Below are 23,481 nucleotides of genomic sequence, written 5' to 3'. Positions count from 1 at the left end.
TAATGTAGAAGAAGAATAATACGGAGGTGAAGGAAATGTTTCATGTAAAAAAAGAATTAGATCTCACGTCAGCACATGAAGGCTTGGTAATCGGTCTATTTGATAAACCAGAAAAATTTTCAGGTGCGTTGGCAGAACTAGATACACAGTTTGAAGGACAGCTTACAGAGCTTGTTAAATCTGGTGATTTATCTGCTAAACTAAAAAACATTAATAAAGTACATAGCTTTGGGAAAGTCGGAGCAAAACGAATTTGGTTTGTTGGATTAGGAAAGGAAAAGGAGATATCCTTTGATAAGCTTGAAAAGGCCTTTGGCAAGCTCTTTAAAGAGGTAAGGGACAGTAAGCTTGAGGAAGCTGCTATCTATTTAGATTCATTCACTACAGAGGAACTGGACAGCTTAGAGGCTGCCAATGCATTAAGTGAAGCGTTCACCCTAGCAACATATCAATTTGACGGCTATCGGCAAAAATCGAATGAGCCAGAAAAAAGACTTGAGAATATTACTGTTTATTGCGATGCCGCGGATGTAGAAGAGATTCAAGCATCTTTGAAAGTTGGGTATGCATTTGGGAAAGGGACCAACTCAGCCCGTACACTTGTTAACATCCCAGGTAATTTATTGACGGCTAAAGATTTAGCTCAATATGCAGCAGATCTCGGTGTCAAATATGATTTCGAAGTGGAAATCCTTGATAAAGAAGAAATTGAAAAATTAGGTATGGGGGCCTTCCTCGCTGTGAACCAGGGATCAGTTGAGCCGCCGAAAATGATTGTTTTAAAATATCAAGGTAAAGAGGAATGGACGGATGTAATTGGTCTTGTTGGAAAAGGGATTACCTTTGATACGGGCGGTTATTCGATCAAAACAAAAGCAGGCATCGTTGGAATGAAAACCGATATGGGTGGAGCAGCTGCTGTTCTAGGAGCAATGGAAATTATCGGCGAAACTAGACCAGAGCAAAATGTGGTTGCGGTCATTCCTTCCACCGATAATATGATTAGTGGCGGCGCCTTTAAGCCGGATGATGTGATTACATCGATGAGTGGTAAAACCATTGAAGTATTAAATACGGATGCAGAAGGGCGCCTAGTTTTGGCAGATGCCGTAACGTATGCGAAACATCATGGTGCTAATTATTTGGTTGATGTAGCGACCTTAACAGGTGGTGTCATCACTGCACTTGGCTTACATACTACCGGTGCTATGACAAACCATGATGCGTTATATGAACAAGTCTTGGAGGCGTCAGTTGAAGCTGGGGAACAGATGTGGCTGCTGCCATTATTTGAAACGGAAAAGGAACGGGTCAGAACTAGTAAAGTGGCCGATTTAAATAATTCTCCTGGAAGCGAGGGACATGCTCTCGTTGCGGGTGCGTTTATTGGAGAATTTGCTGAAGGAACACCATGGGTACATTTAGATATAGCCGGAACAGCTACTTCTTCAAAGGCATATGACCTGGGACCTGCAGGTGCAACCGGTGTCATGACACGAACCCTAGCCTTATTTGTAGAACGGTTTGAACCCATTGGTAAATAATTTAATTAAATAATGAATTTGAAAGACGTGTGAACTCTTACGCGTCTTTTTTGCTGGACTTGGATTAGGATTATGCAGTGGCCTCCATGTACCGTGTAGGTTGGGGTATTGCCGGTCGGATAGTGGGAAAAGTCCAGAGTGCCCGTGAAGGTTGAAAAAGGTGCTGACCGGGCACTGTGAATAGCTCAGAGTGAGTGCCCGTGAAGGTTGAAAAAGGTGCTGACCGGGCACTGTGAATAGCTCAGAGTGCCCGTGAAGGTTGAAAAAGGTGCTGACCGGGCACTGTGAATAGCTCAGAGTGCCCGTAAAGGTTGAAAAAGGTGCTGACCGGGCACTGTGGAGAGCTCAGAGTGCCCGTGAAGGTTGAAAAAGGTGCTGACCGGGCACTGTGAATAGCTCAGAGTGCCCGTGAAGGTTGAAAAAGGTGCTGACCGGGCACTGTGGAGAGCTCAGAGTGCCCGTGAAGGTTGAAAAAGGTGCTGACCGGGCACTGTGAATAGCTCAGAGTGCCCATGAAGGTTGAAAAAGGTACTGGTCGGGCACTGTGGAGAGCTCAGAGTGCCCATGAAGGTAAAAAAAGTTACCAGACGGGCATTGTGAAGAGCCGAGAGTGAAAGTCCCTTAACTTTTAGCCCACTCCAAACCCCTCCTTTTCGCATATGAAATAGTGTAGGCAAGTATCGTAGAAAAAGGAGGTAATAAGGTATGTATCCTTATCGAAGCCCGTACCCGGTTCAAGATCAACGTTTTATTGGACTTGGTTGGCCATTAGCAATAGGTGGACTTAGCTTTCTTGGAGGTTTACTTGGAGGTGGAATAGGCGCTTCATTTGGTGCTCGACCATTTTACGGCGGTTTTCCAGGCTACGGCTATCCGCCAATGGGCTACCCACCAATCGGTTATCCACCAATGGGTTACCCAGGTTTTTATTAATACTCATGTTAAAAACAGCTCTCGTGGCTGTTTTTTTGATTAGAAATTATATAGATTAGAGGAATAACTACAGATTATGGAGAATAGTTAGAATGGAAAAGATTACATACTGGAGGGGAAAATATGGATATCATTAAAAATACCTTAGTGGAAGCACTTGGAATTGAAATTACCCATATAGAAGAAGGCAAGGTCATTGCAACCATGCCAGTCGATCATCGCACAAAACAGCCCATTGGATTGCTTCATGGCGGCGCCTCCGTCGCATTAGCCGAAACGGTTGCCAGTTTAGGAGCTTATGAGCTGTGTGACAAAGAAACTGAAGTCGTTGCAGGATTAGAAATCAATGCTAACCATGTCCGTTCAAAAACGGAAGGAGTTGTGAAGGCGGTAGGAACGGTATTGCATCAAGGCAAAACTACTATGGTTTGGGATATCAAGATTACAGATGAACAAGACCGTCTTATCTGTGTCTCACGGTGCACTATGGCCGTCATTAAACTGAAAAAATAAAAGAATGGATGAAATTCCATTCTTTTTTGTTATCATTGTACAAAAATTTAAAAAATTCCTAAAGAGTTCGTGTTATAATGTTATATATAAAAAAAATAGAAAAAAAGCACAATTTTTTGTACAGGTTTCTTTATATAATGGTAGTAGGAGACAAAAAAAGGTGGTGAAAAAAATGAGAACTAGGCGGCAATATTTATTTATCGATTTTGAATTCACAATGCCTGAACGAAATGTTCGAATGAAAGATTTTTTCGCGGAAATTATTGAGGTTGGAATTGTGGCAGTTGTGGATGATCAGATGACGGAACAATTCTCCTCCTATGTTACGCCATTAAAGTTCCCTAAACTATCCGATCGCTGCAAATCATTCTTACATATTTCGCAGCAACAAGTTGACAAAGGTCTGTCCATTTATGAACTTGTGAAAAAACTGGAGGAATTCAATCACGAACAAGTTGAAACAACCATTGTGACTTGGGGGAATATGGATATGAAGGTCCTTCGGCAGAATTGTTTAATGGCGGGAGTGGCATTCCCATTTAATGGAGCCGAATTAGATTTGTCGATGGAATATAAACGATTCTTTGGTGATCAAAATCAAACAGGTCTTTGGAAAGCGGTACAAGAATATGGAAAAGAAGGAACTGGGAAACATCATCGCGCCCTGGACGATGCCTTAACTACGTATAATATATTCAAACTAGTTGAAAAGGATAAACGTTATTTAGAAAAGCCAAAACCAACAACCATTGGCGACCGGATTGATTTTTCAAAATTATTAAATGAATTTGCATAAAAGGCCAAATCATTCAAACTGATTTGGCCTTTATTAAACTTCTGCTAAAATTTATAAACCTTTTCTAACGATTCCAGTGCTTTTAAGCTCATTTCAGACCAGCTGGAAGTGGAGCCTGCTAATTCTATTTTCATACTGGCTACCGCTTCTTTTAAGGATTCTTGATAATCCGGTACCTCGTTTTCAAAAGGCTTAACCATTTGTTTGGGAATATTGGTTTGCTCCCTAAAGCTTAAGGCCTTTCTTTCATGAAAAATTTGCACATTTGCGTCTTTAGGATGGTGCAGGTCCCCTTGCATCGGGTGTTTAATCACAGCCAATACCCTTATGAGATAATGCTGCGGCCGCACTTCCGTGATTTCCCCAATATATTTCCCTGTTTTATAGATCCCTGTTACAATCGTGCCAATCTCCAATTCTGCCAAAGAAAACACTCCTAATTTTATTTTCTATCTTGATTCTTCCCTTCCATTATGACTAAATTAAAAACATAGTGCAAAAGAAAATCATATCGTTTAAAGTGAAAAAATGGAGGAATGATATATGAGAAAGAAATTAACTGGATTGTTTATGATACTAACTCTTGTTTTTTTATTGGCAGCTTGTGGGACAAGCTCCAAAAATGAAGAAGCAAAATCAACAACCAAAACAACAGAGCCGAAAACAGAACAAAAGGAAGGAGACCAACAAGTGAGCAAAGACGGTTATCCTCAACTATCCACAGAGGTTGCTGAAAACGAGAAACTCGTGGAAATGGAAACATCTATGGGGACGATTAAAATTAAGTTATTCCCTAAATATGCACCAAAAGCTGTGGAAAACTTTGTGAAGCACAGCGAAGAGGGCTATTACGATGGTTTGATTTTTCACCGAGTGATTAAAGACTTCATGATACAAGGTGGAGACCCAAGCGGGAACGGTACTGGCGGGGAGAGTATCTGGGGTAAACCGTTTGAAGATGAATTCTCCAATAATTTATTTAATCTTCGCGGGGCCTTGTCAATGGCGAATGCCGGGGCCAATACCAATGGCAGCCAGTTCTTTATTGTTCAAAGTCCATCGGTCGACCCGTCCATGAAAGAGGAATTGGACAAGGCTGGTTACCCAAAAGAAATTATTGACGCTTATGGCAAAAACGGTGGAACACCATGGCTGGATCATCGTCATACGGTTTTTGGCCAAGTCATTGAGGGAATGGATATTGTCGATAAAATTGCTGCTACTCCAGTAGGTGCACAAGATAAACCGGAAAAAGATGTCACGATCAAAGACATAAAGATTGTAAAATAAAGCAAGATGTTCTATTGGTGAGAAATGTTTTTTATTGCTATAATATTGAATAGCAAAGTTCCTTTAATAGAAAAGGGGAAGAAAAAATGTTTCAACCACTAGTATTATCCTTGTTCTTATACTTTCCTGAAGATAAAACAGAATATATTCCGGCTGCCATTACTTGTATTATCTTTTTAATTGGCGCTTTACTTACGATGAGAGTAATCATTAAAGTTTCTAAAAGAGAAGCCGAAAAGGCTAAAAAACTTGAGGAACAAATAAAAAATAATCAACATACCCAAAGGAACAGTTAATAGCTGTTCCTTTTTGTATGGAAATAGAAAAACTGGAGGCCCTCACCCTCTGGTCTTAAAGAATAGCTCCAAACCTGTTTGCCCATACTAATGGCAAATTGTTTCAATTTGGGGGAGTACATATGAAAAAAAGCTGGATGCTGATTCCGCTTCTCTTGCTTACTGGATGCATGGAAAAGGAAATAAAAAAGGTAGATGTCGATATGTATAATGCGTCAGGGGATACGCTTGGAACTGTAACAGTAGCTGAACAAGCCAGTGGGGTGAAATTAACAGTAGATTTAAAGGGACTGCCTGCTGGGGAACACGCCATTCATATCCATGAGGCAGGAAAATGTGAGGCACCTGACTTTAAAACGGCAGGAAACCATTTTAATCCAGAAAAAAAGGAACATGGACTATTACACCCTAAAGGTGCACATGCAGGTGATTTGCCAAATTTAATTGTGGAAGATGATGGATCAGTGAAAGCTGATCTTATTGCACCTAATGTAACCTTAAAAGAAGGTAAAACATCGCTTTTTACAAAGGAAGGCACTACAATTGTGATTACCGAAAACAAAGATGATGGAATGACACAGCCTGCAGGGGATTCAGGAAAACGAATTGCCTGTGGTGAGATAGCAAAGGATAAAAAGGCAGGTCAGAAAAAGGCACAGGATGAAAAAAAATAAATGGAAAAGCTATTCTCCATCGAGAATGGCTTTTATTGTGTAAAAAAATTTAATTGCCCTAGGTATTCATCTAAGCTTATCCAAAAAGTGGACATACACTGTAGGGATAATGTAAGGAGGAGATTAATATGGAAAAAAGACAATTTGGCGGATTTCCTGGACAAATGATGGGAGGATACCAGCAGCCAGGCTATCCACAAATGGGAGGGTATCAACACGGCTATCCACAAATGGGAGGATATCAACAGGGATACCCACAAATGGGAGGATATCAACATGGCTACCCACAAATGGGAGGATACCATCACGGCTACCCACAAATGGGCGGACATCAACATGGCTACCCACAAATGGGAGGATACCAGCATGGCTATCCACAAATGATGGGTGGTCAGCAACAAATGGGCTCCCAGCAAGGAATGAGCGGTTTCCCACAAGGTCAACGGAAAAAAAATAAATAAATGGTTTAACGCAAAGAACCTGTTCCTTTTATTTGTAAAAGTAACAGGTTTTTTTCTCTTGATTTCATTTCCATATTTTAAGACAATGTGTTCAACACATAAAAATGGGAGTGGACGTGCCATAATGAACAAACTTTATTATCAAGACCCCTATATTCAATCTTTTACAGCTCAAGTAATGAAGCAGGAAAAAGACGAGGCTGGAAATACATATGTTGTTTTGAATCAGACCGCTTTTTATCCAACTGGGGGAGGACAGCCCAATGATACAGGTTGGATAGAGGATAAAAAAGTGATCAATGTGGAAGAAATCAATGGGGAGATCCGCCATTACCTTGAAAGTCCCTTAGCAGGTGACTTGGTGGAAGTAAAAGGAAAAATTGATTGGGAGAGACGGTTTGATCATATGCAGCAGCATGCCGGACAGCACATTTTATCAGCTGCTTTCGAACAATTATTTAATTATCATACTGTTGGTTTTCATTTGAGTGTGGAAAACTTAACAATTGATTTAGAGACAGAACAACTTACTGAGTACGAAGTAGAGCAAGCAGAACAGTTGGCGAATAAAATGATCTTGGAGAACCGGCCAATTGAGGTGAAATGGGTGACCGAGGAGGAATTGTCCCATTATCCTTTAAGAAAAGAGACGAAGGTAAAGGAAGATATTCGACTCGTCATCATTCCTGATTTTGATTATAATGGCTGCGGAGGTACCCATCCAAAATCTGCTGGAGAAGTTTGTGCCATTAAAGTATTGGATTGGGAGAAACAAAAGAAGAAAGTCCGCTTGCAATTTGTATGTGGAAACCGTGTGCTTAAAAAACTGGGGGAAAAGCAAAAGACACTGCTTAGCTTAACGAAGCACCTCAATGCTCCAGAAAAAGAGATAGAACAAGCGGTAATAAAGCTTTTGGAAAATAAAAAGCGATTGGAAAAGGAACTAGAAGAGGCAAAAGATAACCTTCTGCAATTCGAAGCAAAGTCCTTAGTGGTGAAGAATGATTTTCTTGTAGCAGAAATTTTTCAAAACCGGACGGTTCAGGAACTGCAAAAGTTAGCCCGGCTAGTCACCATGGCTAATAACAATGTACTCGTTTTATTTGTATCTGAGATTGAAAGCCGAGTACAGTTAGTGTTCGCTAGAGGAACTGCTAGGACGGAAAATATGAAAAAGCTAATAGGGGAAATTCTTCCGGTAATTAATGGAAAGGGTGGAGGGAATGAATCAATTGCCCAAGGCGGTGGAGACAAGACTTTAGCTACAGACCAAATCTTAAACCAATTGTTAGCTCGTATTCAGGAAGGAAAGCTTTATTCGGTATAATCATAAAAATAATAGGAGAAATAAATATGCGAAAAGAGATTGAAACTAATTTGCAATATGTGGATATTCTAAATGAATGGGATCCCTTTGAGTTAAAAAATGGCAGCTACGAAACAGAAATTGCCGATATTATTCAGGCGGTACATGAACTAAATAATCCAACTAAACTGGCGGAGAGAATTCAAAGTATCTATGAGTTTTCTTTTGAAAAAGTGATTCCGATCGAAGCATGTCTGCAAATGGCTGAGGAATTATTGATTATAAAAGCAAACCAAGCTTGCTCTATTTAACAGAAAAAAAAGGACAACCCATAATAGGTGTCCTCTCAAAAAGGGGGGAATACTAGAAAGCTTATAAATTAAGGTTTTCCAGTACTTCCATTTTATATACATGCAAAAATAAAAAAACGGTACATATTACCGCTTTTGTAATATTCAATATAGGGGAAACTTATTTGTGCAGTGATGAGGATGTTGTATGAACTTGGTTTTGGTTTATTAACTCTGACGTAGGGATATCTAATACAGTAGACAATTTAAGGATGGTCTGGTTACTTGGAAATTGTTCTCCCGATTCATATTTTTCAATCGTTCGAGTTCCTACTCTTATCTTTTGAGCCAATTCCTCTTGGGTGATTTTTAGCAGTTCTCGAGCTGATTTAATTCTTTGACCAATCGAATTCATACCGTTCACCTCGTTAGAATAGATTATTCCTCACTGTTAGTATAGCATGGTAATTATTTCCCGCCCTTTTCCTTTTTGAACATTATGTTAAGGTTTTAATCAAAAGTTTAGACGATTCCTTTAATCCAAAAAGGTTTTTTGATAATAAGTGTTTTTTGTGGTATAATCTTATAATGCGTATATAGACGATAAAATAATTATTAACTTAGGAGTGTTTACATGACAGAAAAAATTGAAGCTGGCAGTATTTTAACAGGAAAGGTTACTGGAATTCAACCATATGGAGCGTTTGTTGCACTTGATGAAAATACTCAAGGCCTCGTCCACATTTCTGAAATCACGCACGGATATGTAAAAGATATAAATGACCATCTCAAGGTTGGAGATGAAGTCAAAGTAAAAGTATTATCTGTCGATGAAAGTGCAGGGAAAATTGGTCTTTCGATTCGCGCAACTGAAGAAGCACCAGTACAACAGGCAGCTAAACCAAAGAAACCACGGAAACGTGTGGCAGCAGCCATTATTCCTGATGCAGAAGGACAACAAGGATTTAATACATTGAAAGATAAACTACAAGAGTGGATTGACCAATCTCAACGAGATGATTTAATTAAGAAGTAATCCATTTAAAGCCTAGGACCAGCTATTTGTCATGCTGGACTAGGCTTTTTTTTATAGAATTAATTTTGCGGCAGGGGAAAAACGAATTTACCTATTAAAAGTGCGAAGGTGAATAATTCTTTAAAAATAAAAATTGAAAAGGTGTTCATTCTTTTTTCTGGCTCGGCTACAATAGAATTATCAATACATAATTTAAATTGAAATGGAATGGAGGAAGGGTTCATGCAAAACAATACGAATACGAGTGAATTAATTGAAAAGACAGAGAAATATGGTGCACATAATTATCATCCTCTGCCAATTGTGATTTCACGTGCTGAAGGTGTATGGGTAGAAGACCCTGAAGGGAATAAATATATGGATATGCTTAGTGCATACTCCGCTCTTAATCAAGGTCACCGCCATCCAAAAATTATTCAAGCATTAAAGGATCAGGCAGAAAAAGTCACGTTAACTTCACGTGCTTTTCATAATGACCAGCTTGGACCGTGGTATGAAAAGGTTTGTCAATTAACAAACAAAGAAATGGTACTGCCGATGAACACCGGGGCAGAGGCAGTTGAGACAGCAGTGAAGGCTGCCCGCCGCTGGAGTTATGACGTTAAGGGCTTAGCTGAAGACCAAGCAGAAATTATCGCTTGTATTGGCAATTTTCATGGCAGGACCATGACCGCTGTTTCCCTTTCTTCTGATGCTGAATATAAAAGAGGATTTGGTCCGATGCTGCCGGGCATAAAGCTTATACCGTATGGTGATTTAGAGGCATTAAAAACGGCTATTACACCAAATACAGCTGCCTTTTTAATTGAGCCAATCCAAGGCGAAGCAGGGATTATTATTCCACCGGAGGGCTTTATTAAGTCAGCCTATGATGTGTGTAAGGAAAATAATGTCCTCTTTATTGCAGATGAAATACAAGCAGGCTTGGCCCGTACAGGAAAAATGTTTGCCTGTGAATGGGAAGGCATTGAGCCTGATATGTATATTTTAGGCAAAGCCCTTGGCGGTGGTGTGTTCCCTATCTCATGTGTAGTCGCCAGTAAAGAGATTCTAGGTGTATTCAACCCCGGGTCCCACGGATCAACCTTCGGCGGTAATCCGATGGCATGTGCAGTGTCAATCGCTGCACTGGATGTTCTTGTGGATGAAAAGCTTGCGGAAAGGTCCTTAGATCTAGGCAAATATTTCATGGCTAAATTAAAAGAAATAAAGAATCCGATGATTAAAGAAGTCCGTGGACGTGGACTGTTTATTGGAATGGAATTAACAGAACCGGCCCGTAAATATTGTGAGCAATTAAAAGAGTATGGGTTATTATGTAAAGAAACGCATGACATGGTGATTCGTTTTGCTCCGCCTCTTGTTATTACAAAAGAAGAATTAGATTGGGCAATTGAAAGAATTAACAAGGTGCTTGGGTAAATTGGAAAAAACTAGAGGTGCTGAAATGGGGACTACTGCTGATGGAGATGGAAGGGACAAAGAAAACTTAAGTCTGCTAACATCCACACAGATTGTAATTCATGATGCCTTAAAAAAACTTGGATATAACATGGATATGTACCATCTTTTGGAGGAACCATTGCGAACTATTACAGTCAGAATTCCTGTCCGAATGGATGATGGTTCAATAAAAGTTTTTAAAGGGTTCCGTTCACAGCATATTGATGCGGTTGGTCCAACGATGGGTGGTATTCGTTTCCACCCTAAAGTGAATGAAGAGGAAATAAAGGCATTAGCTATGTGGATGAGCCTAAAATGCGGAATCGCTGATTTGCCGTTTGGCGGTGGAAAAGGCGGTGTCATTTGTAACCCCCGCACCCTTTCGTTTGGTGAACTGGAACGGTTAAGTCGCGGCTATGTTCGGGCAATCAGTCAGATGGTTGGGCCAACGAAAGATATTCCAGGGCCAGATATGTATACCAATTCACAGGTGATGGCGTGGATGTTAGATGAGTATAGTCGACTCCGAAAGCACGACTCCCCAAGCTTCATTACAGGAAAGCCGCTTGTGTTAGGCGGATCTGAGGGACGAGAAAGAGCGGGAGCAAAGGGAGTTACTATCTGTATTGAAGAAGCTGTTAAAAAGCGCGGCTTTTCAATCAAAGGGGCTCGTGTGATCATTCAGGGATTTGGAAACGCTGGGAGCTATATTGCAAAGTTTTTATTTGATGAAGGGGCCACAATTGTTGGGATATCGGATGTATATGGAGCCTTATATGATCCAGATGGATTAAATATCAATTATCTCCTAGATCGACGGGATAGCTTTGGGACAGTCACAACTTTATTTGAAGGTACAATAACAAATGAAGAATTGCTTCTAAAAGATTGTGACATTTTAGTACCTGCAGCGATAGCCAACCAAATCACCGCAGAAATTGCCCATAATATTAAAGCGAGTATTGTGGTAGAAGCAGCGAATGGTCCTACCACACTCGAGGCGACCACTATCCTCTCAGAGCGTGATATCTTGCTTGTGCCTGATGTCTTGGCAGGAGCTGGTGGTGTTACCGTATCATATTTTGAATGGGTACAAAACAATCAGGGCTATTATTGGGATGCCGAAGAAATAGAAAGTAAATTAAATGAAAGGCTTGTAAAATCCTTTCATGCAATTTATAACCTTGCACAAACGAGCAAAGTGAATATGCGATTAGCGGCTTACATGGTGGGGGTAAAGGCATTAGCAGAAGCGTCATTGTTTAGAGGCTGGGTATAACGGGAATTCCTTGCATTATAGTGCAAGGAATTTCTTTTTTTGTAAAGACTAAAACTAGCCATTTGCAAAAAAGACCATTATAACTAATAATGTAGTATGGAAAAGGAAGGTGTTTTATTATGCAAAATTTTACATTTCACAATCCAACAAAGCTAATTTTTGGAAAAGATCAGCTTGAGCAATTAAAAACGGAAATTCCTCAATATGGAAAAAAAGTATTGCTCGTTTATGGAGGTGGCAGCATTAAGCGCAGCGGTTTATACGAGAAAGTCACATCTCAATTAGAGGAAATGGGTGCTGAAGTATTTGAACTTTCAGGAGTAGAACCTAATCCACGAATCTCAACGGCGCGAAAAGGCGTGGAGATTTGTAAGCAAGAGGGGATAGAATTTCTTCTCGCGGTTGGCGGGGGAAGTGTAATCGATTGTACAAAGCTTATTGCTGCAGGGGCCAAATATGATGGTGACGCTTGGGACATCGTAATTAAAAAAGCTCTTCCAACTGAAGCGCTCCCTTTTGGGACAGTCCTAACACTTGCTGCGACCGGGTCTGAAATGAACGCAGGTTCTGTTATTACAAATTGGGAAACCAATGAAAAATATGGTTGGGGAAGTCCTGTGACATTTCCAAAATTCTCAATCTTAGATCCTGTTAATACATATACCGTTCCTAAAAATCAAACCATTTATGGAATGGTTGATATGATGTCACATGTTCTCGAACATTATTTCCATCTTGAGGAGCATACTGATTTTCAGGATCGTATGTGTGAATCCTTACTGATAACTGTAATGGAGACAGCCCCTAAATTACTTAGTGATCTTGAAAATTATGAACATCGTGCCACGATTCTTTATGGTGGAACTATGGCTCTGAATGGTGTATTAAATATGGGGTATGGCGGCGATTGGGCTACCCATAATTTAGAACACGCCGTGTCGGCTGTTTATGATATTCCACATGGCGGCGGTTTGGCGATTTTATTCCCACACTGGATGGAGCATAATTTGCATATCAAACCTGAACGCTTTAAACAGCTGGCTGTTAGAGTGTTTGGTGTAGATCCTGAAGGTAAGAGTGCCGAAGAAGCAGGGTTGGAAGGGATTCGCAAACTCCGCGAATTTTGGAATAGCATTGAGGCGCCTTCCCGTTTAGCTGACTATGATATTGATGACAGCAAACTCGACTTAATGGCTGACCGCGCTATGGCAAACGGTGAGTTTGGTAATTTTGCTAAATTAAAACGTGAAGATGTTTTAGCCATTTACCGGGCTTCATTATAAATAATAAATAAATTTAAAATGGGTGCGTTTACATGCTCTATGCTTCCTTGAAAATCTGTCCATCTTTGGGTAAAGTGATTAGTGAAAATAAAAAAATGGAGGATCATACATGACACACGTGCGTTTTGATTACTCGAAAGCTCTTAATTTTTTTGGTGAACATGAACTTACATATTTACGTGATGCTGTAAAAGTGGCCCACCATTCTCTTCACGAGGGTACTGGTGCAGGCAGTGACTTTTTAGGCTGGGTTGAATTACCAACCAACTATGACAAGGAAGAATTTTCTCGTATCCAAAAATCAGCTGAGAAAATAAAATCAGATTCTGATATTCTTCTTGTAATCGGAATTGGTGGTTCTTATCTTGGTGCTAAGGCAGCCATTGAAATGTTGTCCCATAGTTTTTACAATGCCCTTCCGAAAGAAAAACGCAAAACTCCACAAGTCATCTTTGTCGGAAATAGCATTAGTTCCTCTTATATGAGAGATGTCATCGATCTTCTTGATGGTAAGGATTTCTCTGTTAATGTAATATCCAAATCAGGGACCACCACTGAGCCAGCCATTGCTTTCCGGATTTTCCGTAAGCTCCTTGAAGAAAAATACGGTGTAGAAGAAGCAAGAAAAAGAATTTATGCAACAACTGACAAAGCTAGAGGGGCCCTAAAAACGTTAGCAACTGAAGAAGGTTATGAATCCTTTGTTATTCCTGACGATGTTGGCGGACGTTATTCCGTACTAACAGCCGTGGGCTTACTGCCAATTGCCGTTTGCGGTGCCGATATTGTTAAGATGATGGAAGGGGCTGCAAAGGCTCAAGAAGATTACAGCCATTCTGAACTGGAAGATAATGCGGCCTACCAATATGCAGTTGTCAGAAATGTCCTTTATAATAAAGGAAAAACAATTGAAATGCTGATTAATTATGAGCCAGGTCTTCAATATTTTTCTGAATGGTGGAAGCAGCTGTTTGGTGAAAGTGAAGGAAAAGATCAAAAAGGTATTTATCCATCTTCCGCAAACTTCTCAACAGACCTTCACTCACTTGGACAATATGTTCAAGAGGGGCGCCGTGATTTGTTTGAAACCATCATTAAAGTGGAAAAACCGCGCCATGAGTTAAAAATTGAAGCTATTGAAAATGATTTAGATGGTTTGAACTACTTAGCAGGACAAACTGTTGATTTTGTTAACAACAAGGCCTTCCAAGGAACCATGCTGGCTCATACAGACGGCGGTGTACCGAACTTAATCGTTACCATTCCAGAAATGGACGAGTATACATTCGGCTACCTTGTCTATTTCTTTGAAAAAGCTTGTGCCATGAGCGGTTACCTTCTAGGTGTGAATCCTTTTGACCAACCGGGTGTAGAAGCTTATAAAGTAAATATGTTTGCCTTGCTCGGTAAGCCAGGATATGAAGAAAAGAAAGCAGAACTTGAAAAAAGGTTATAAGAAAAGCGGAAGCGCCCTGGTCAGCGGCGTATGGCCTGGAGCGCTCCAACTGAGATAAAGGAAACACGAAGAGCGTTAGCGATTCGATGTTGACTTATCGTAGGGCGGAGAGCGAAGGACACTAGCCGCTAGGGCGCTGGAGCTGGACATTTCTCAAAGACAAAACTTTTAAATTCTTATATATTAATAAAGAGTGCTGATGCTATTTGTTGCATCAGCACTCTTTTGTTTGGAGAAACTAACCCCATCGCTATTTAAAAAGGGGGTAATGTGAATGATTGAAATACCATCCAAAGTCGAAGGGAAACAGTTTGATTTGTACAAGCTTGAACAAAAGTTAAAACCAATCGGGTATTCAATTGGCGGGAACTGGGATTATGATCATGGTGCATTTGATTATAAATTGAATGATGAAGGCAGCTATCAGTTTTTAAGGGTGCCATTCACGGCTGTAGAAGGTCAGCTGGATGTTAGAAATTGTACCGTTTCGATAGGAAGGCCATATATGCTAGCACATGAATATGAGTCAAATAATGATGTACAGGGAGAAACGGGGAACTTCTCTGCATCCTTTAATCAATTTCAGGAGCCAACCAATAAAGATGCCAACGTCCCCCATCAATATATTGATAAAGGGAAGGCATTAGTGGCAGACCTAGAGACAATTCTATTAACATAAGTTTTATCTAAAGGTCAGAAGCCGATCATCTTCTTGAAGTTCAAATGTATGGGAGGGGTTCAGAAAAGTTTCCTCTCCTCTTTTAATACCAATAAGCAGTGAACCAGTGTTTAATAATTCATAGCCTATTTCGTTGAACGTCCTTCCTATGTCTTCTTCTTTTACGCTGATGGAGGAAAGTCTATTCTCCTGCAGTTGATGAATAAGGCTTGATAATAAGCCGTCACTGTTGGAATGAAGACTGTTAATCATAAACACACTCGTCAATTTATTCGATTGAATGACTTCATCGGCACCAGCTCTTTTTGCATTAATGACTTGCTCAGCGGTCAAAATTTCCACAATGCATTTTACCTTTGGACAAATCCCTTTAATGGTCAGTAAGGTTAAAATGCTATTCATATCTGCTTGGAGTTCATCATTTCCACGGTCTGCTGTAATTAAAACCTTTTCAGCATGTGCAATATCACTTTTTACAATCGTTTCATCCACATGCCCCTTTCCTTGGATAAAGTGGACAAATCTTGATTTTACTGGATTAACTTCTAGAGTTTCATCAATTAAAACAATCATCTGTTGAGAATTTGCTGTTGTTAATTTATGAATAAGCTCTTTCGATCGTTCATTCCAGCCTATAATGATGATATGGCCGGTCCCTTTAAAAGGCATTCTTCCTTCAGAAAGGGCGTCTTGCTTCGTTACAGCAGTTGCTGCTAATGTACCAAAATAGGTGGAAACAAAGCCAACTCCAAATAAAATTAAAATTAATGCGGTAATCCTGCCTAAAAAAGAATGGGGAACATAATCTCCATAGCCAACAGTCGAGGCAGTTATAATTGCCCACCAGATGCCATCAAAAATAGTTGGAAATGTTTGCGGTTCTAAAAAATGTATAGAAACTCCAAATGAAAGAAATACAAGTAATGCAATCACTAGGATACGCAGTAGCAGCGGTAAGCGCAGAAAGCTAATATAGATTCTGTTAGACATAATTAGATCAGCACCTCTTTTCTCATACTACCATTATGGTCAAAAGTAAGACATCCCATAATTTTCACTAATATTTATATGGGTCTAAATTCACAAAAGTTTCGCACTTTTTTATAATTACTACTTGTTTTCTTCTTTAGAAACTATTAAATTATGGTTAATAACATGGATACAGTTACAACAGGAAAGAGGGATGGCGCATGCAAACTGGTAAAAATTCAATACTATCCAGTATCGAAAAGACAAGATTAGAAATGATCAATTTAGCCCATCTATATGGGTACAGCAATCCAAATGTTGTTCAATGCAGCCAGAAACTCGATCTATTACTAAATGTTTATCAAAGTAATCTTATAAAGAATTAGCATATTAAAACCTTCCGGCATATGTCCGGAAGGTTTTTTCTATGGTAATTGATTAAATTTCCATTTGTTTCATTGGAGGAAAAGGAATAATTTTCATTCCAAAAGTAAAATTTAAAACGGATGACTCTTTTGATAAGGAATACGAGGTGTAGCATTGTGTTTACTAAAACAATGAACGAGCGAAGATTTATCCTTTTCGCTTTACTTATTCTAGCGATCTATCTCTCTCCATTATTTATTTTGCAGGAAAATGCCCACATTCGGGTTCATGATAATTTAGATTCCAATTTGGCATGGTATAAGGTATTAGCAAAAAGTGGAGAAATGTTTGGCGGAGTTAATGCCGTCATACCACAAATCATCAATGGTCAATTGTCGAGAAATGCCTTCGGGACAGAATACAGTTTAATTGTCTGGTTGTATGCTAAATTCCCCACTATGATCGCCTATGGGTTAAGCCAAGCACTGACAAGAGTGGTTGCTTTTTTTGGAATGTATTTATTGTTAAAGAAGCATTTCCTCACTGGTGAAAAATGGCTCACCATACAAATAGGCTGTGCACTTGCCTTTGCGTTAACCCCTTTTTGGCCATCAGGGATGCTAAGTACATTGGGGATGCCGCTGGCACTTTGGGCTTTTCTCAACATCCGTAATGGGGAGGATAGTTGGAAGGAGTATTTGATACTCACCTTAATGCCTTTGTACGCGAGTATTGTCTTAGGATTTTTCTTCTTTTTAAGCGCGATAGGGATTGTCTGGCTTTGGGATGTGTTAAGAGGGAAGGGCTGGAATCTTCGCTTTTTGTTCGCGATTGGGTATATGACAGGGATATTTATGCTGGTGGAGTATCGGCTTGTCTATTCATTTTTGTTTTCAACGGAACCGAATAGCCGTGATGAATATTTTCATGCTCACCTGCCTTTTTGGCGAGCTGTCCGCCTGTTTTTCAAGAATTATTTGCTTGGACATACCCATGTGATGACAGTCCATACTTTAATCATCGTACCTGCTACCTTTATGGCTATCTACATGGTTTTTTCAAAAAAACTTTGGCAGCAGGAAAAACTTTTTGTATTTTTATTTGGTCTAAATATTTTTTTATCATTGTGGTATGCATTTTGGTTTTATGAAGGCTGGCTGCCTATAACGAAGCTTTTTCATTTTATGGATACGTTTAATTTCGCTCGCTACCATTTTTTAAGACCGCTTGTGATTTATGCCAGTTTTGCCTTGGCGTTAAAAATCCTCACCATGCAAGGAATTGGATGGCGAAAAATCGCAACAGGGTTGTGTTTTGCCCAAGTCCTATTTTTGGGGGTATGGAATGATGAGATTATCTATAAAGATAAACCTACGGTCAAAGAGTTTTTCGCTGAGGATCTGTTTACCGAGGTAAAAGATTATATTGGTCTTAAGCCGGAGGAATACCGTGTCGCGAGTATTGGAATTCATCCTGCTATCTCTCAATATAACGGTTTTTACACCATTGATACCTATAACAATTTTTATCCATTAACCTATAAACATCAATTTAGAAAAATTATCGAAAAGGAATTAGCAAAAAACAAATCAATTCAAAAATATTATGACAAGTGGGGCGGCCGCTGTTATCTTTTTACAGCACAACTTGGGAAAAGATATATGCTTAAAAAGGATTCTAAACGCCATTTAAAAAGTTTAGAACTGAATACACAAGTTTTTAAAGAGATGGGCGGGCGATATATATTTTCAGCCATTCCCATCGATAATGCCGCGCAAAATCAACTATTATTAGAAAAGGTATTCGCCTCGAAAACATCAGCATGGAAAATTTACTTATATAAAACATTGTAGACACCGGAGGTTAAGCAGATGAGGGAACCAGTCCTTACGATTGTTGTGCCATGTTATAACGAGGAAGAGGTATTGCCAGAGACCATTAACCAGCTTCAGGGATTATTAGCGAGGCTGATTGAGGAGACACTTGTATCAAAGCATAGCAAAATCCTGTTTGTTGATGATGGCAGTAAGGATAGGACCTGGGAATTGATTTATAAAGAAGGCTTAGAAAATGAATATGTTCGTGGTTTAAAATTATCAAGAAATGCCGGTCACCAAAATGCCTTACTGGCAGGATTGTTCGCAGCAAAGGAACAATCAGATTGTGTCGTATCTATCGATGCTGACCTTCAGGATGATCCCAATGTCATTCGTGAATTCATTATAAAGTTTCAAGAAGGTTATGATATTGTTTACGGTGTTCGAGATGGCCGCGATTCAGATACATGGTTTAAAAGAAGTACTGCTCAGGGATTTTATAAGCTTATGAAAAAAATGGGAGTTGAACTGGTATATAATCATGCAGACTTCCGGTTAATGAGTAACAAAGCACTGAACGAATTAGAACGCTTTAGGGAGGTTAATTTATTTTTAAGAGGAATTGTTCCACTACTAGGATTTCATTCGGAAGTCGTCTATTACAACCGGCTCGAAAGGCAGGCAGGTGAAACGAAGTATCCTCTAAAAAAAATGCTTGCCTTTGCCTTTGACGGGATAACTTCCTTTTCTGTTACCCCAATACGCCTTGTTTTAGTGTTAGGTTTCGTATCCTTCTTTATGAGCCTTGTATTTGGAGGTTATTTCTTAACTCTAAAGTTTTTAGGAAATACAGAAATTGGCTGGACTTCATTAATTACATCCATCTGGTTAATTGGCGGACTTCAGTTGATTGCCATTGGATTAATTGGTGAGTATATAGGGAAAATCTATAAAGAATCAAAGCATCGGCCCAAGTATATTGTGGAAATTGATACATTTAATCTATTGGCATCTAAGAGCCATCTTATCAATCAAGGGAGAGAAGATGAAGTATTAAATAGTGAAATGAGAACGATATCTGAAAAAAGAGAGTTTTCCTAAATGAATAGGAAAACTCTCTTTTTTGTACAGCTGGAGCAAATGGGTTCGTGTTTTGTTAGTTAAAACTCATTTTTGTTTTTAGTGGTACAAACCCTTTCTTCTGAATAGAAATTAAGTAGACAGGCTTAAACCTTATGTTGGGAGAGATACGGATGAACATGTTTTTGAGCTATATATTGTTAGGATTATCGCTGGCCGCCCCCATTGGACCTATCAACGCAGCACAGATTGACCGAGGGATTCGTAATGGATTTATGCATGCATGGTTAATTGGGGTTGGTGCGGTAGTAGCAGACGGAATTTACATGCTTGTTGTTTATATAGGAGTAGTCCAATTTCTAGAAACAGCCTTTATGCAAACATTTTTGTGGCTTTTTGGCTGTTTTATCCTGATGTATACAGGCATTGAAACCTTTATGAATGCAGGGAAAATTCATTTAGCACAATCAAGAGACAAGGAACCATTGATAAAGTCATTTTTTTCTGGATTCTTTATGTCAATCTCGAACCCATTAACGATACTGTTTTGGTTAGGAATTTACGGCTCTATCTTAGCAAAAACCGCTGCCACTTATAACACCGGTCAATTAGTGCTCTACAGTAGTGCTATATTTATTGGGCTGTTAACTTGGGATATTGCGATGGCGAGCGTTGCGAGCGGCTTTAGGAGGTTTTTAACCACCAACCTGCTTGTTGTCATTTCCTTTATATCAGGTCTCTCCTTAATAGGCTTTGGCCTCTACTTTGGCGTGCAAGCATATCATAATTTATTCAGCTGAGAGAACTTGTTAAATAGCAGGATATTTAATGGATAATTATGACTATTCTTGAAATTTGGTTGACAGATAAAACACTTTCCTATTAATATTATGTAATATAAACGATATTAAATAAAACATAATGTTATTTAACGTAAATTTATCATACTAGGATAGGAGAGGAATCATGAACCTTATTGCTCAAAGAAGTGAATTGATAGAGGTGGCAAAGGGAATTCGCCCTGCTGATTTATATGTTAAGGGTGGAACGGTTATTAATGTTTATTCAGGTGAACTATTGCAACAAAATATTGCGGTTTATAAGGATTGCATTGCCTATATTGGTACGAGTGAGGCATCCATTGGTGAACATACGAAAGTAATAAATGCAGAGGGAAAGTATGTATCACCAGGGTTTATTGAAGCACATGCGCATCCATGGGTGTTGTACAATCCGGTAAGTATGACCGAAAAGGTTTTACCATTAGGGACCACCACTACCGTGAACGATAATTTATTCTTTTATTTACATATGGGAGCAAAAGGATTTAAAGAAATGGTTAATGATTTGAAACCATTACCTGGAAATTTTTTATGGTTGGTCCGGCTTGTATCCCAAGCGGATTATCCAGGTGAACGGGAGTGGTATAACCATAAGGATATTAGGGACTTGCTTGAACTAGATGAGGTGGTAGGATCAGCAGAAGTAACACGCTGGCCATTATTATATAATGGCGATCCATTTTTACTTGATACCATGGATTATATCAAGAAATTAGGCAAGCTCTCCGACGGTCATACGGCAGGTTGTTCCTATGAAAAATTGAATGCTGTGGTTGCTTCAGGTGTGACGGCATGCCATGAAGCGATTACGGCAAAAGAAGCCTTTGACCGCCTCCGGTTAGGGATGTGGACAACACTCAGAAATAGCTCACTTCGCCCGGATTTACAGGAAATTATTAAACTAATCACCGAGGGAAATGTAAGTACCAACAGAATTCTTATGACAACAGACGGTCCTCACCCTTCCTTTATTGATAATGAAGGATTTGTGGATGGACTTGTAAGGCAGGCTGTTGAACTGGGTGTTCCAGTCATGAATGCGATTCAAATGGTTACCATCAATGCCGCAACATATCTAAGAATGGATGAGTATATCGGCGGCCTAGCTCCAGGAAGAAAGGCAGATATCCTGCTTTTACCTGATTTGATTGATTTCCGCCCAGATCTTGTCATCGCTTCTGGGGAGATTGCAGCCGAAAAAGGAGCGTTAACTGCTTCATTGCCTGACATAGAATGGAATAAATATATTGTTCGTAACCCATTCGCGTTCCCTAAATCACTATTAGAAAATAGCAATCTATTTCGCTATCCACATCAAACAGATAGGAATCCTGTCCCAGTCGTTTATTTTAAAAGTAACGTGATTACCCAAAGGAAAGATACGATGCTGTCATCAGTCAATGGTTATGCTGATCTATCTGGACATGAAGGGCTTGTACAGGCAGCCTTAATTGATCGGAATGGTGACTGGGTATCCAAGGGGATTTTGGAACGGTTTGCGGTGAATCTGGATGGGATGGCCTCAACTTATAATACAACGACAGAGCTGTTAGTAGTCGGCCGAAATCCTGAAGCTATGTCTAAAGCAGCAGCAAGGGTCTATGACATGGGGGGAGGCATCGTGATTGTAGATGGCGATGAAGTGATTGTAGAAATTCCTCTGCCATTTACAGGAATGATGACAACGAATCCTTCCTTTGATACGGCGGTGGAGTATCATGAACGATTGTTATCTGCCTTGCAGGAACGTGGATTTCCGTTCCATGATATTCTCTATACTTTACTTTTTTTAACCTGTGACTTTCTTCCAGGCCTTCGTTTGGTCCCTTTTGGGTTGTTTGAGGTAAAGACTGATGAAATCTTGTTACCCTCTGCTCCAATAGGAACACTGAGCTATCCGATTAAAAATTAAAACTATGAAACAAAACAAAATGATCATGCCCTTGACAGCATGATCATTTTTTCTACTTTTCAATAACATGATATCGCCATATACCCTGAATAAGTTCCTTTTGGACTCTCCCATGTGCCTCTAAATAATCTAAATGACCGATAATTTCCGACATAACGAGTGAAAATTGCTCATAATAGGTGTTTTTATAATACAACTGGGCCATTTCACTTGCGGTTGAACTGCCAGATTCGATTAACTGGATCAGCCTTGCAGCTTTTGCTTTGATTCTTTCGAGACGTTTTAACATTAATGCATTTGGCTGGTCAATCATGGTTCCATGACCTGGAAGAACGAGATTTACATTTAAGGCTAAACATCTGGTTAAGGAGTCTGTATGCTGCAAGAGAGTAGGGATTCTGTTCCCATGTTCATCGGGTTCTACAAGCGCATTGCTGGAAATATGCTCAATCAATAAATCACCGCCAAAGAGCCAGTTATTCTTCTTATCATAGAGGGCAATCTGGTCGGGTGCATGTCCAGGCACTTCAACAACTTGAAAATGGAGCAGCCGGTCATCGACAATTTCGATGACATCACTTTGTATAGCATTCTGTTTATTGCGTCTTATTGCCTCTCTTAAATAAGAAACTTGCTTTTCTCCTTCCACTCCACAACCCATTTCCTTATAAAGTTGGGAGAAAAATTCTACTCTCAGGTCAAGGAAAAGGGGATCTCTTTTTAAGCGAGGGATAGAATCAGAATGGGAGAAAACCGGAATAGGATGTTCAGCAGTAATCCGATTAACTAATCCTATATGATCGATATGGTGATGCGTCAGAATAATTTTAGTTAAATCCTGTAGTGAAAATCCATACTTCGTCAATGTACTGAGTAAACCGTTCCAACATTCTTCATTATTCCATCCAGCATCCACTAACGAAAGCGAATCGTCCTTCTTTATTAAAAAGAAGTTTACACTCTTTAATGATGAGCGATCAGGAATGATGATGGGGAATACCTCACAGCCTGTTTTCTTTAATGGTTCCAATATATACACCTCGCAAAGAATAAGTCATTGCTTTATTTTTCTAATATTTTGAAATTAATCTGTATTATAGCAATCTATTGATTTACTCGCAATATATCCGTTATAAGTATTTGAAACGGTTGTCATAAAACAATAATATGAATAGGTAAATGGTATGTTTTTACTACGATGGTGTTAAAAATATGA

The 23,481-nt window shown here is 39.5% G+C and carries 25 protein-coding genes; 21 read left to right on the top strand and 4 right to left on the bottom strand.

Annotation, left to right across the window (positions count from 1 at the left end; translation table 11 throughout):
• The first annotated feature begins 35 nt into the window (after window positions 1–35).
• The 4 genes from AC4E8C_RS19335 (at window position 36) to kapD (ending at window position 3,786) form a co-directional block, all read left to right on the top strand.
• A complete protein-coding gene (locus tag AC4E8C_RS19335) occupies window positions 36–1,544 on the top strand; it encodes a leucyl aminopeptidase (protein ID WP_490208258.1) in 1,509 nt (502 codons plus the stop codon).
• Between the two features lie 705 nt (window positions 1,545–2,249).
• Complete coding sequence (locus AC4E8C_RS19330) at window positions 2,250–2,477, top strand: hypothetical protein (protein WP_490208257.1); 228 nt, start codon at window positions 2,250–2,252, stop codon at window positions 2,475–2,477.
• A 123-nt stretch (window positions 2,478–2,600) separates the two neighbouring features.
• Window positions 2,601–2,990: a hotdog fold thioesterase gene (locus AC4E8C_RS19325; protein ID WP_490208256.1), complete on the top strand. Its 390-nt coding sequence runs from the start codon at window positions 2,601–2,603 to the stop codon at window positions 2,988–2,990.
• A 172-nt stretch (window positions 2,991–3,162) separates the two neighbouring features.
• The gene (gene kapD / locus AC4E8C_RS19320; protein WP_490208255.1) at window positions 3,163–3,786 is read left to right on the top strand and encodes a 3'-5' exonuclease KapD; all 624 of its coding nucleotides are present in this window, start codon (window positions 3,163–3,165) and stop codon (window positions 3,784–3,786) included.
• Between the two features lie 44 nt (window positions 3,787–3,830).
• On the opposite strand, the gene kapB is transcribed toward kapD, so the two are convergent.
• The gene (kapB, locus tag AC4E8C_RS19315) at window positions 3,831–4,211 is read right to left on the bottom strand and encodes a kinase-associated lipoprotein KapB (RefSeq protein ID WP_490208254.1); all 381 of its coding nucleotides are present in this window, start codon (window positions 4,209–4,211) and stop codon (window positions 3,831–3,833) included.
• 118 nt (window positions 4,212–4,329) lie between these two features.
• On the opposite strand from kapB, the gene AC4E8C_RS19310 reads away from it, so the two are divergent.
• The 6 genes from AC4E8C_RS19310 to AC4E8C_RS19285 all read left to right on the top strand — a co-directional run bounded on the left by AC4E8C_RS19310 (window position 4,330) and on the right by AC4E8C_RS19285 (window position 8,124).
• Entirely contained in the window at window positions 4,330–5,076 is a 747-nt protein-coding gene (locus AC4E8C_RS19310; RefSeq protein ID WP_490208253.1) for a peptidylprolyl isomerase, read from the top strand.
• Window positions 5,077–5,162: 86 nt separating this feature from the next.
• Entirely contained in the window at window positions 5,163–5,372 is a 210-nt protein-coding gene (locus AC4E8C_RS19305; protein WP_490208252.1) for a hypothetical protein, read from the top strand.
• 122 nt (window positions 5,373–5,494) lie between these two features.
• Window positions 5,495–6,046: a superoxide dismutase family protein gene (locus AC4E8C_RS19300; RefSeq protein WP_490208251.1), complete on the top strand. Its 552-nt coding sequence runs from the start codon at window positions 5,495–5,497 to the stop codon at window positions 6,044–6,046.
• 128 nt (window positions 6,047–6,174) lie between these two features.
• On the top strand, window positions 6,175–6,507 hold the full coding sequence (locus AC4E8C_RS19295) for a hypothetical protein (RefSeq protein WP_490208250.1): 333 nt from the start codon (window positions 6,175–6,177) through the stop codon (window positions 6,505–6,507).
• A gap of 124 nt (window positions 6,508–6,631) precedes the next feature.
• Window positions 6,632–7,834: an alanyl-tRNA editing protein gene (locus AC4E8C_RS19290; protein WP_490208249.1), complete on the top strand. Its 1,203-nt coding sequence runs from the start codon at window positions 6,632–6,634 to the stop codon at window positions 7,832–7,834.
• Between the two features lie 26 nt (window positions 7,835–7,860).
• Complete coding sequence (locus tag AC4E8C_RS19285; protein ID WP_490208248.1) at window positions 7,861–8,124, top strand: DUF1871 family protein; 264 nt, start codon at window positions 7,861–7,863, stop codon at window positions 8,122–8,124.
• 160 nt (window positions 8,125–8,284) lie between these two features.
• Here AC4E8C_RS19285 and AC4E8C_RS19280 read toward each other — a convergent pair whose 3' ends face one another.
• On the bottom strand, window positions 8,285–8,518 hold the full coding sequence (locus AC4E8C_RS19280) for a helix-turn-helix domain-containing protein (protein ID WP_490208247.1): 234 nt from the start codon (window positions 8,516–8,518) through the stop codon (window positions 8,285–8,287).
• 219 nt (window positions 8,519–8,737) lie between these two features.
• Between AC4E8C_RS19280 and yugI the strand changes: the two genes are divergently transcribed.
• The 6 genes from yugI to AC4E8C_RS19250 all read left to right on the top strand — a co-directional run bounded on the left by yugI (window position 8,738) and on the right by AC4E8C_RS19250 (window position 15,279).
• Entirely contained in the window at window positions 8,738–9,139 is a 402-nt protein-coding gene (gene yugI / locus AC4E8C_RS19275) for a S1 domain-containing post-transcriptional regulator GSP13 (RefSeq protein ID WP_490208246.1), read from the top strand.
• A 222-nt stretch (window positions 9,140–9,361) separates the two neighbouring features.
• Entirely contained in the window at window positions 9,362–10,561 is a 1,200-nt protein-coding gene (locus tag AC4E8C_RS19270; protein ID WP_490208245.1) for an ornithine--oxo-acid transaminase, read from the top strand.
• Window positions 10,562–10,586: 25 nt separating this feature from the next.
• The gene (locus tag AC4E8C_RS19265) at window positions 10,587–11,861 is read left to right on the top strand and encodes a Glu/Leu/Phe/Val family dehydrogenase (protein WP_490212614.1); all 1,275 of its coding nucleotides are present in this window, start codon (window positions 10,587–10,589) and stop codon (window positions 11,859–11,861) included.
• Between the two features lie 119 nt (window positions 11,862–11,980).
• A complete protein-coding gene (locus tag AC4E8C_RS19260; RefSeq protein WP_490208244.1) occupies window positions 11,981–13,144 on the top strand; it encodes an iron-containing alcohol dehydrogenase in 1,164 nt (387 codons plus the stop codon).
• A gap of 109 nt (window positions 13,145–13,253) precedes the next feature.
• A complete protein-coding gene (locus AC4E8C_RS19255; protein WP_490208243.1) occupies window positions 13,254–14,600 on the top strand; it encodes a glucose-6-phosphate isomerase in 1,347 nt (448 codons plus the stop codon).
• 274 nt (window positions 14,601–14,874) lie between these two features.
• Window positions 14,875–15,279 (top strand): YugN-like family protein, encoded by a 405-nt coding sequence (locus AC4E8C_RS19250; RefSeq protein ID WP_490208242.1) that lies wholly within the window; start codon window positions 14,875–14,877, stop codon window positions 15,277–15,279.
• Between the two features lie 3 nt (window positions 15,280–15,282).
• On the opposite strand, the gene AC4E8C_RS19245 is transcribed toward AC4E8C_RS19250, so the two are convergent.
• Window positions 15,283–16,269: a potassium channel family protein gene (locus AC4E8C_RS19245; RefSeq protein ID WP_490208241.1), complete on the bottom strand. Its 987-nt coding sequence runs from the start codon at window positions 16,267–16,269 to the stop codon at window positions 15,283–15,285.
• Between the two features lie 200 nt (window positions 16,270–16,469).
• Here AC4E8C_RS19245 and AC4E8C_RS19240 point away from each other — a divergent pair, with 200 nt between their 5' ends.
• From AC4E8C_RS19240 to AC4E8C_RS19220, 5 genes are all read left to right on the top strand, one after another.
• On the top strand, window positions 16,470–16,634 hold the full coding sequence (locus tag AC4E8C_RS19240) for a Spo0E family sporulation regulatory protein-aspartic acid phosphatase (RefSeq protein WP_490208240.1): 165 nt from the start codon (window positions 16,470–16,472) through the stop codon (window positions 16,632–16,634).
• Between the two features lie 171 nt (window positions 16,635–16,805).
• Window positions 16,806–18,467 (top strand): DUF6044 family protein, encoded by a 1,662-nt coding sequence (locus AC4E8C_RS19235; protein ID WP_490212613.1) that lies wholly within the window; start codon window positions 16,806–16,808, stop codon window positions 18,465–18,467.
• A gap of 18 nt (window positions 18,468–18,485) precedes the next feature.
• On the top strand, window positions 18,486–19,532 hold the full coding sequence (locus tag AC4E8C_RS19230) for a glycosyltransferase family 2 protein (protein ID WP_490208239.1): 1,047 nt from the start codon (window positions 18,486–18,488) through the stop codon (window positions 19,530–19,532).
• A gap of 152 nt (window positions 19,533–19,684) precedes the next feature.
• Window positions 19,685–20,311, top strand: a complete 627-nt coding sequence (locus AC4E8C_RS19225) for a LysE family translocator (protein WP_490208238.1) — start codon at window positions 19,685–19,687, stop codon at window positions 20,309–20,311.
• Window positions 20,312–20,477: 166 nt separating this feature from the next.
• Window positions 20,478–22,265 carry an adenine deaminase C-terminal domain-containing protein gene (locus tag AC4E8C_RS19220; RefSeq protein ID WP_490208237.1) on the top strand — a complete coding sequence of 596 codons (1,788 nt, stop codon included), beginning with the start codon at window positions 20,478–20,480 and terminating at the stop codon, window positions 22,263–22,265.
• A 52-nt stretch (window positions 22,266–22,317) separates the two neighbouring features.
• Here AC4E8C_RS19220 and AC4E8C_RS19215 read toward each other — a convergent pair whose 3' ends face one another.
• A complete protein-coding gene (locus tag AC4E8C_RS19215; protein ID WP_490208236.1) occupies window positions 22,318–23,304 on the bottom strand; it encodes an MBL fold metallo-hydrolase in 987 nt (328 codons plus the stop codon).
• Window positions 23,305–23,481: the final 177 nt, after the last annotated feature.

The sequence above is a fragment of the Neobacillus sp. SRL179 genome (genome assembly GCF_984799095.1).
Note: the sequence above shows the minus strand (reverse complement) of the source record. Positions and strands in the feature narration are given on the sequence as shown.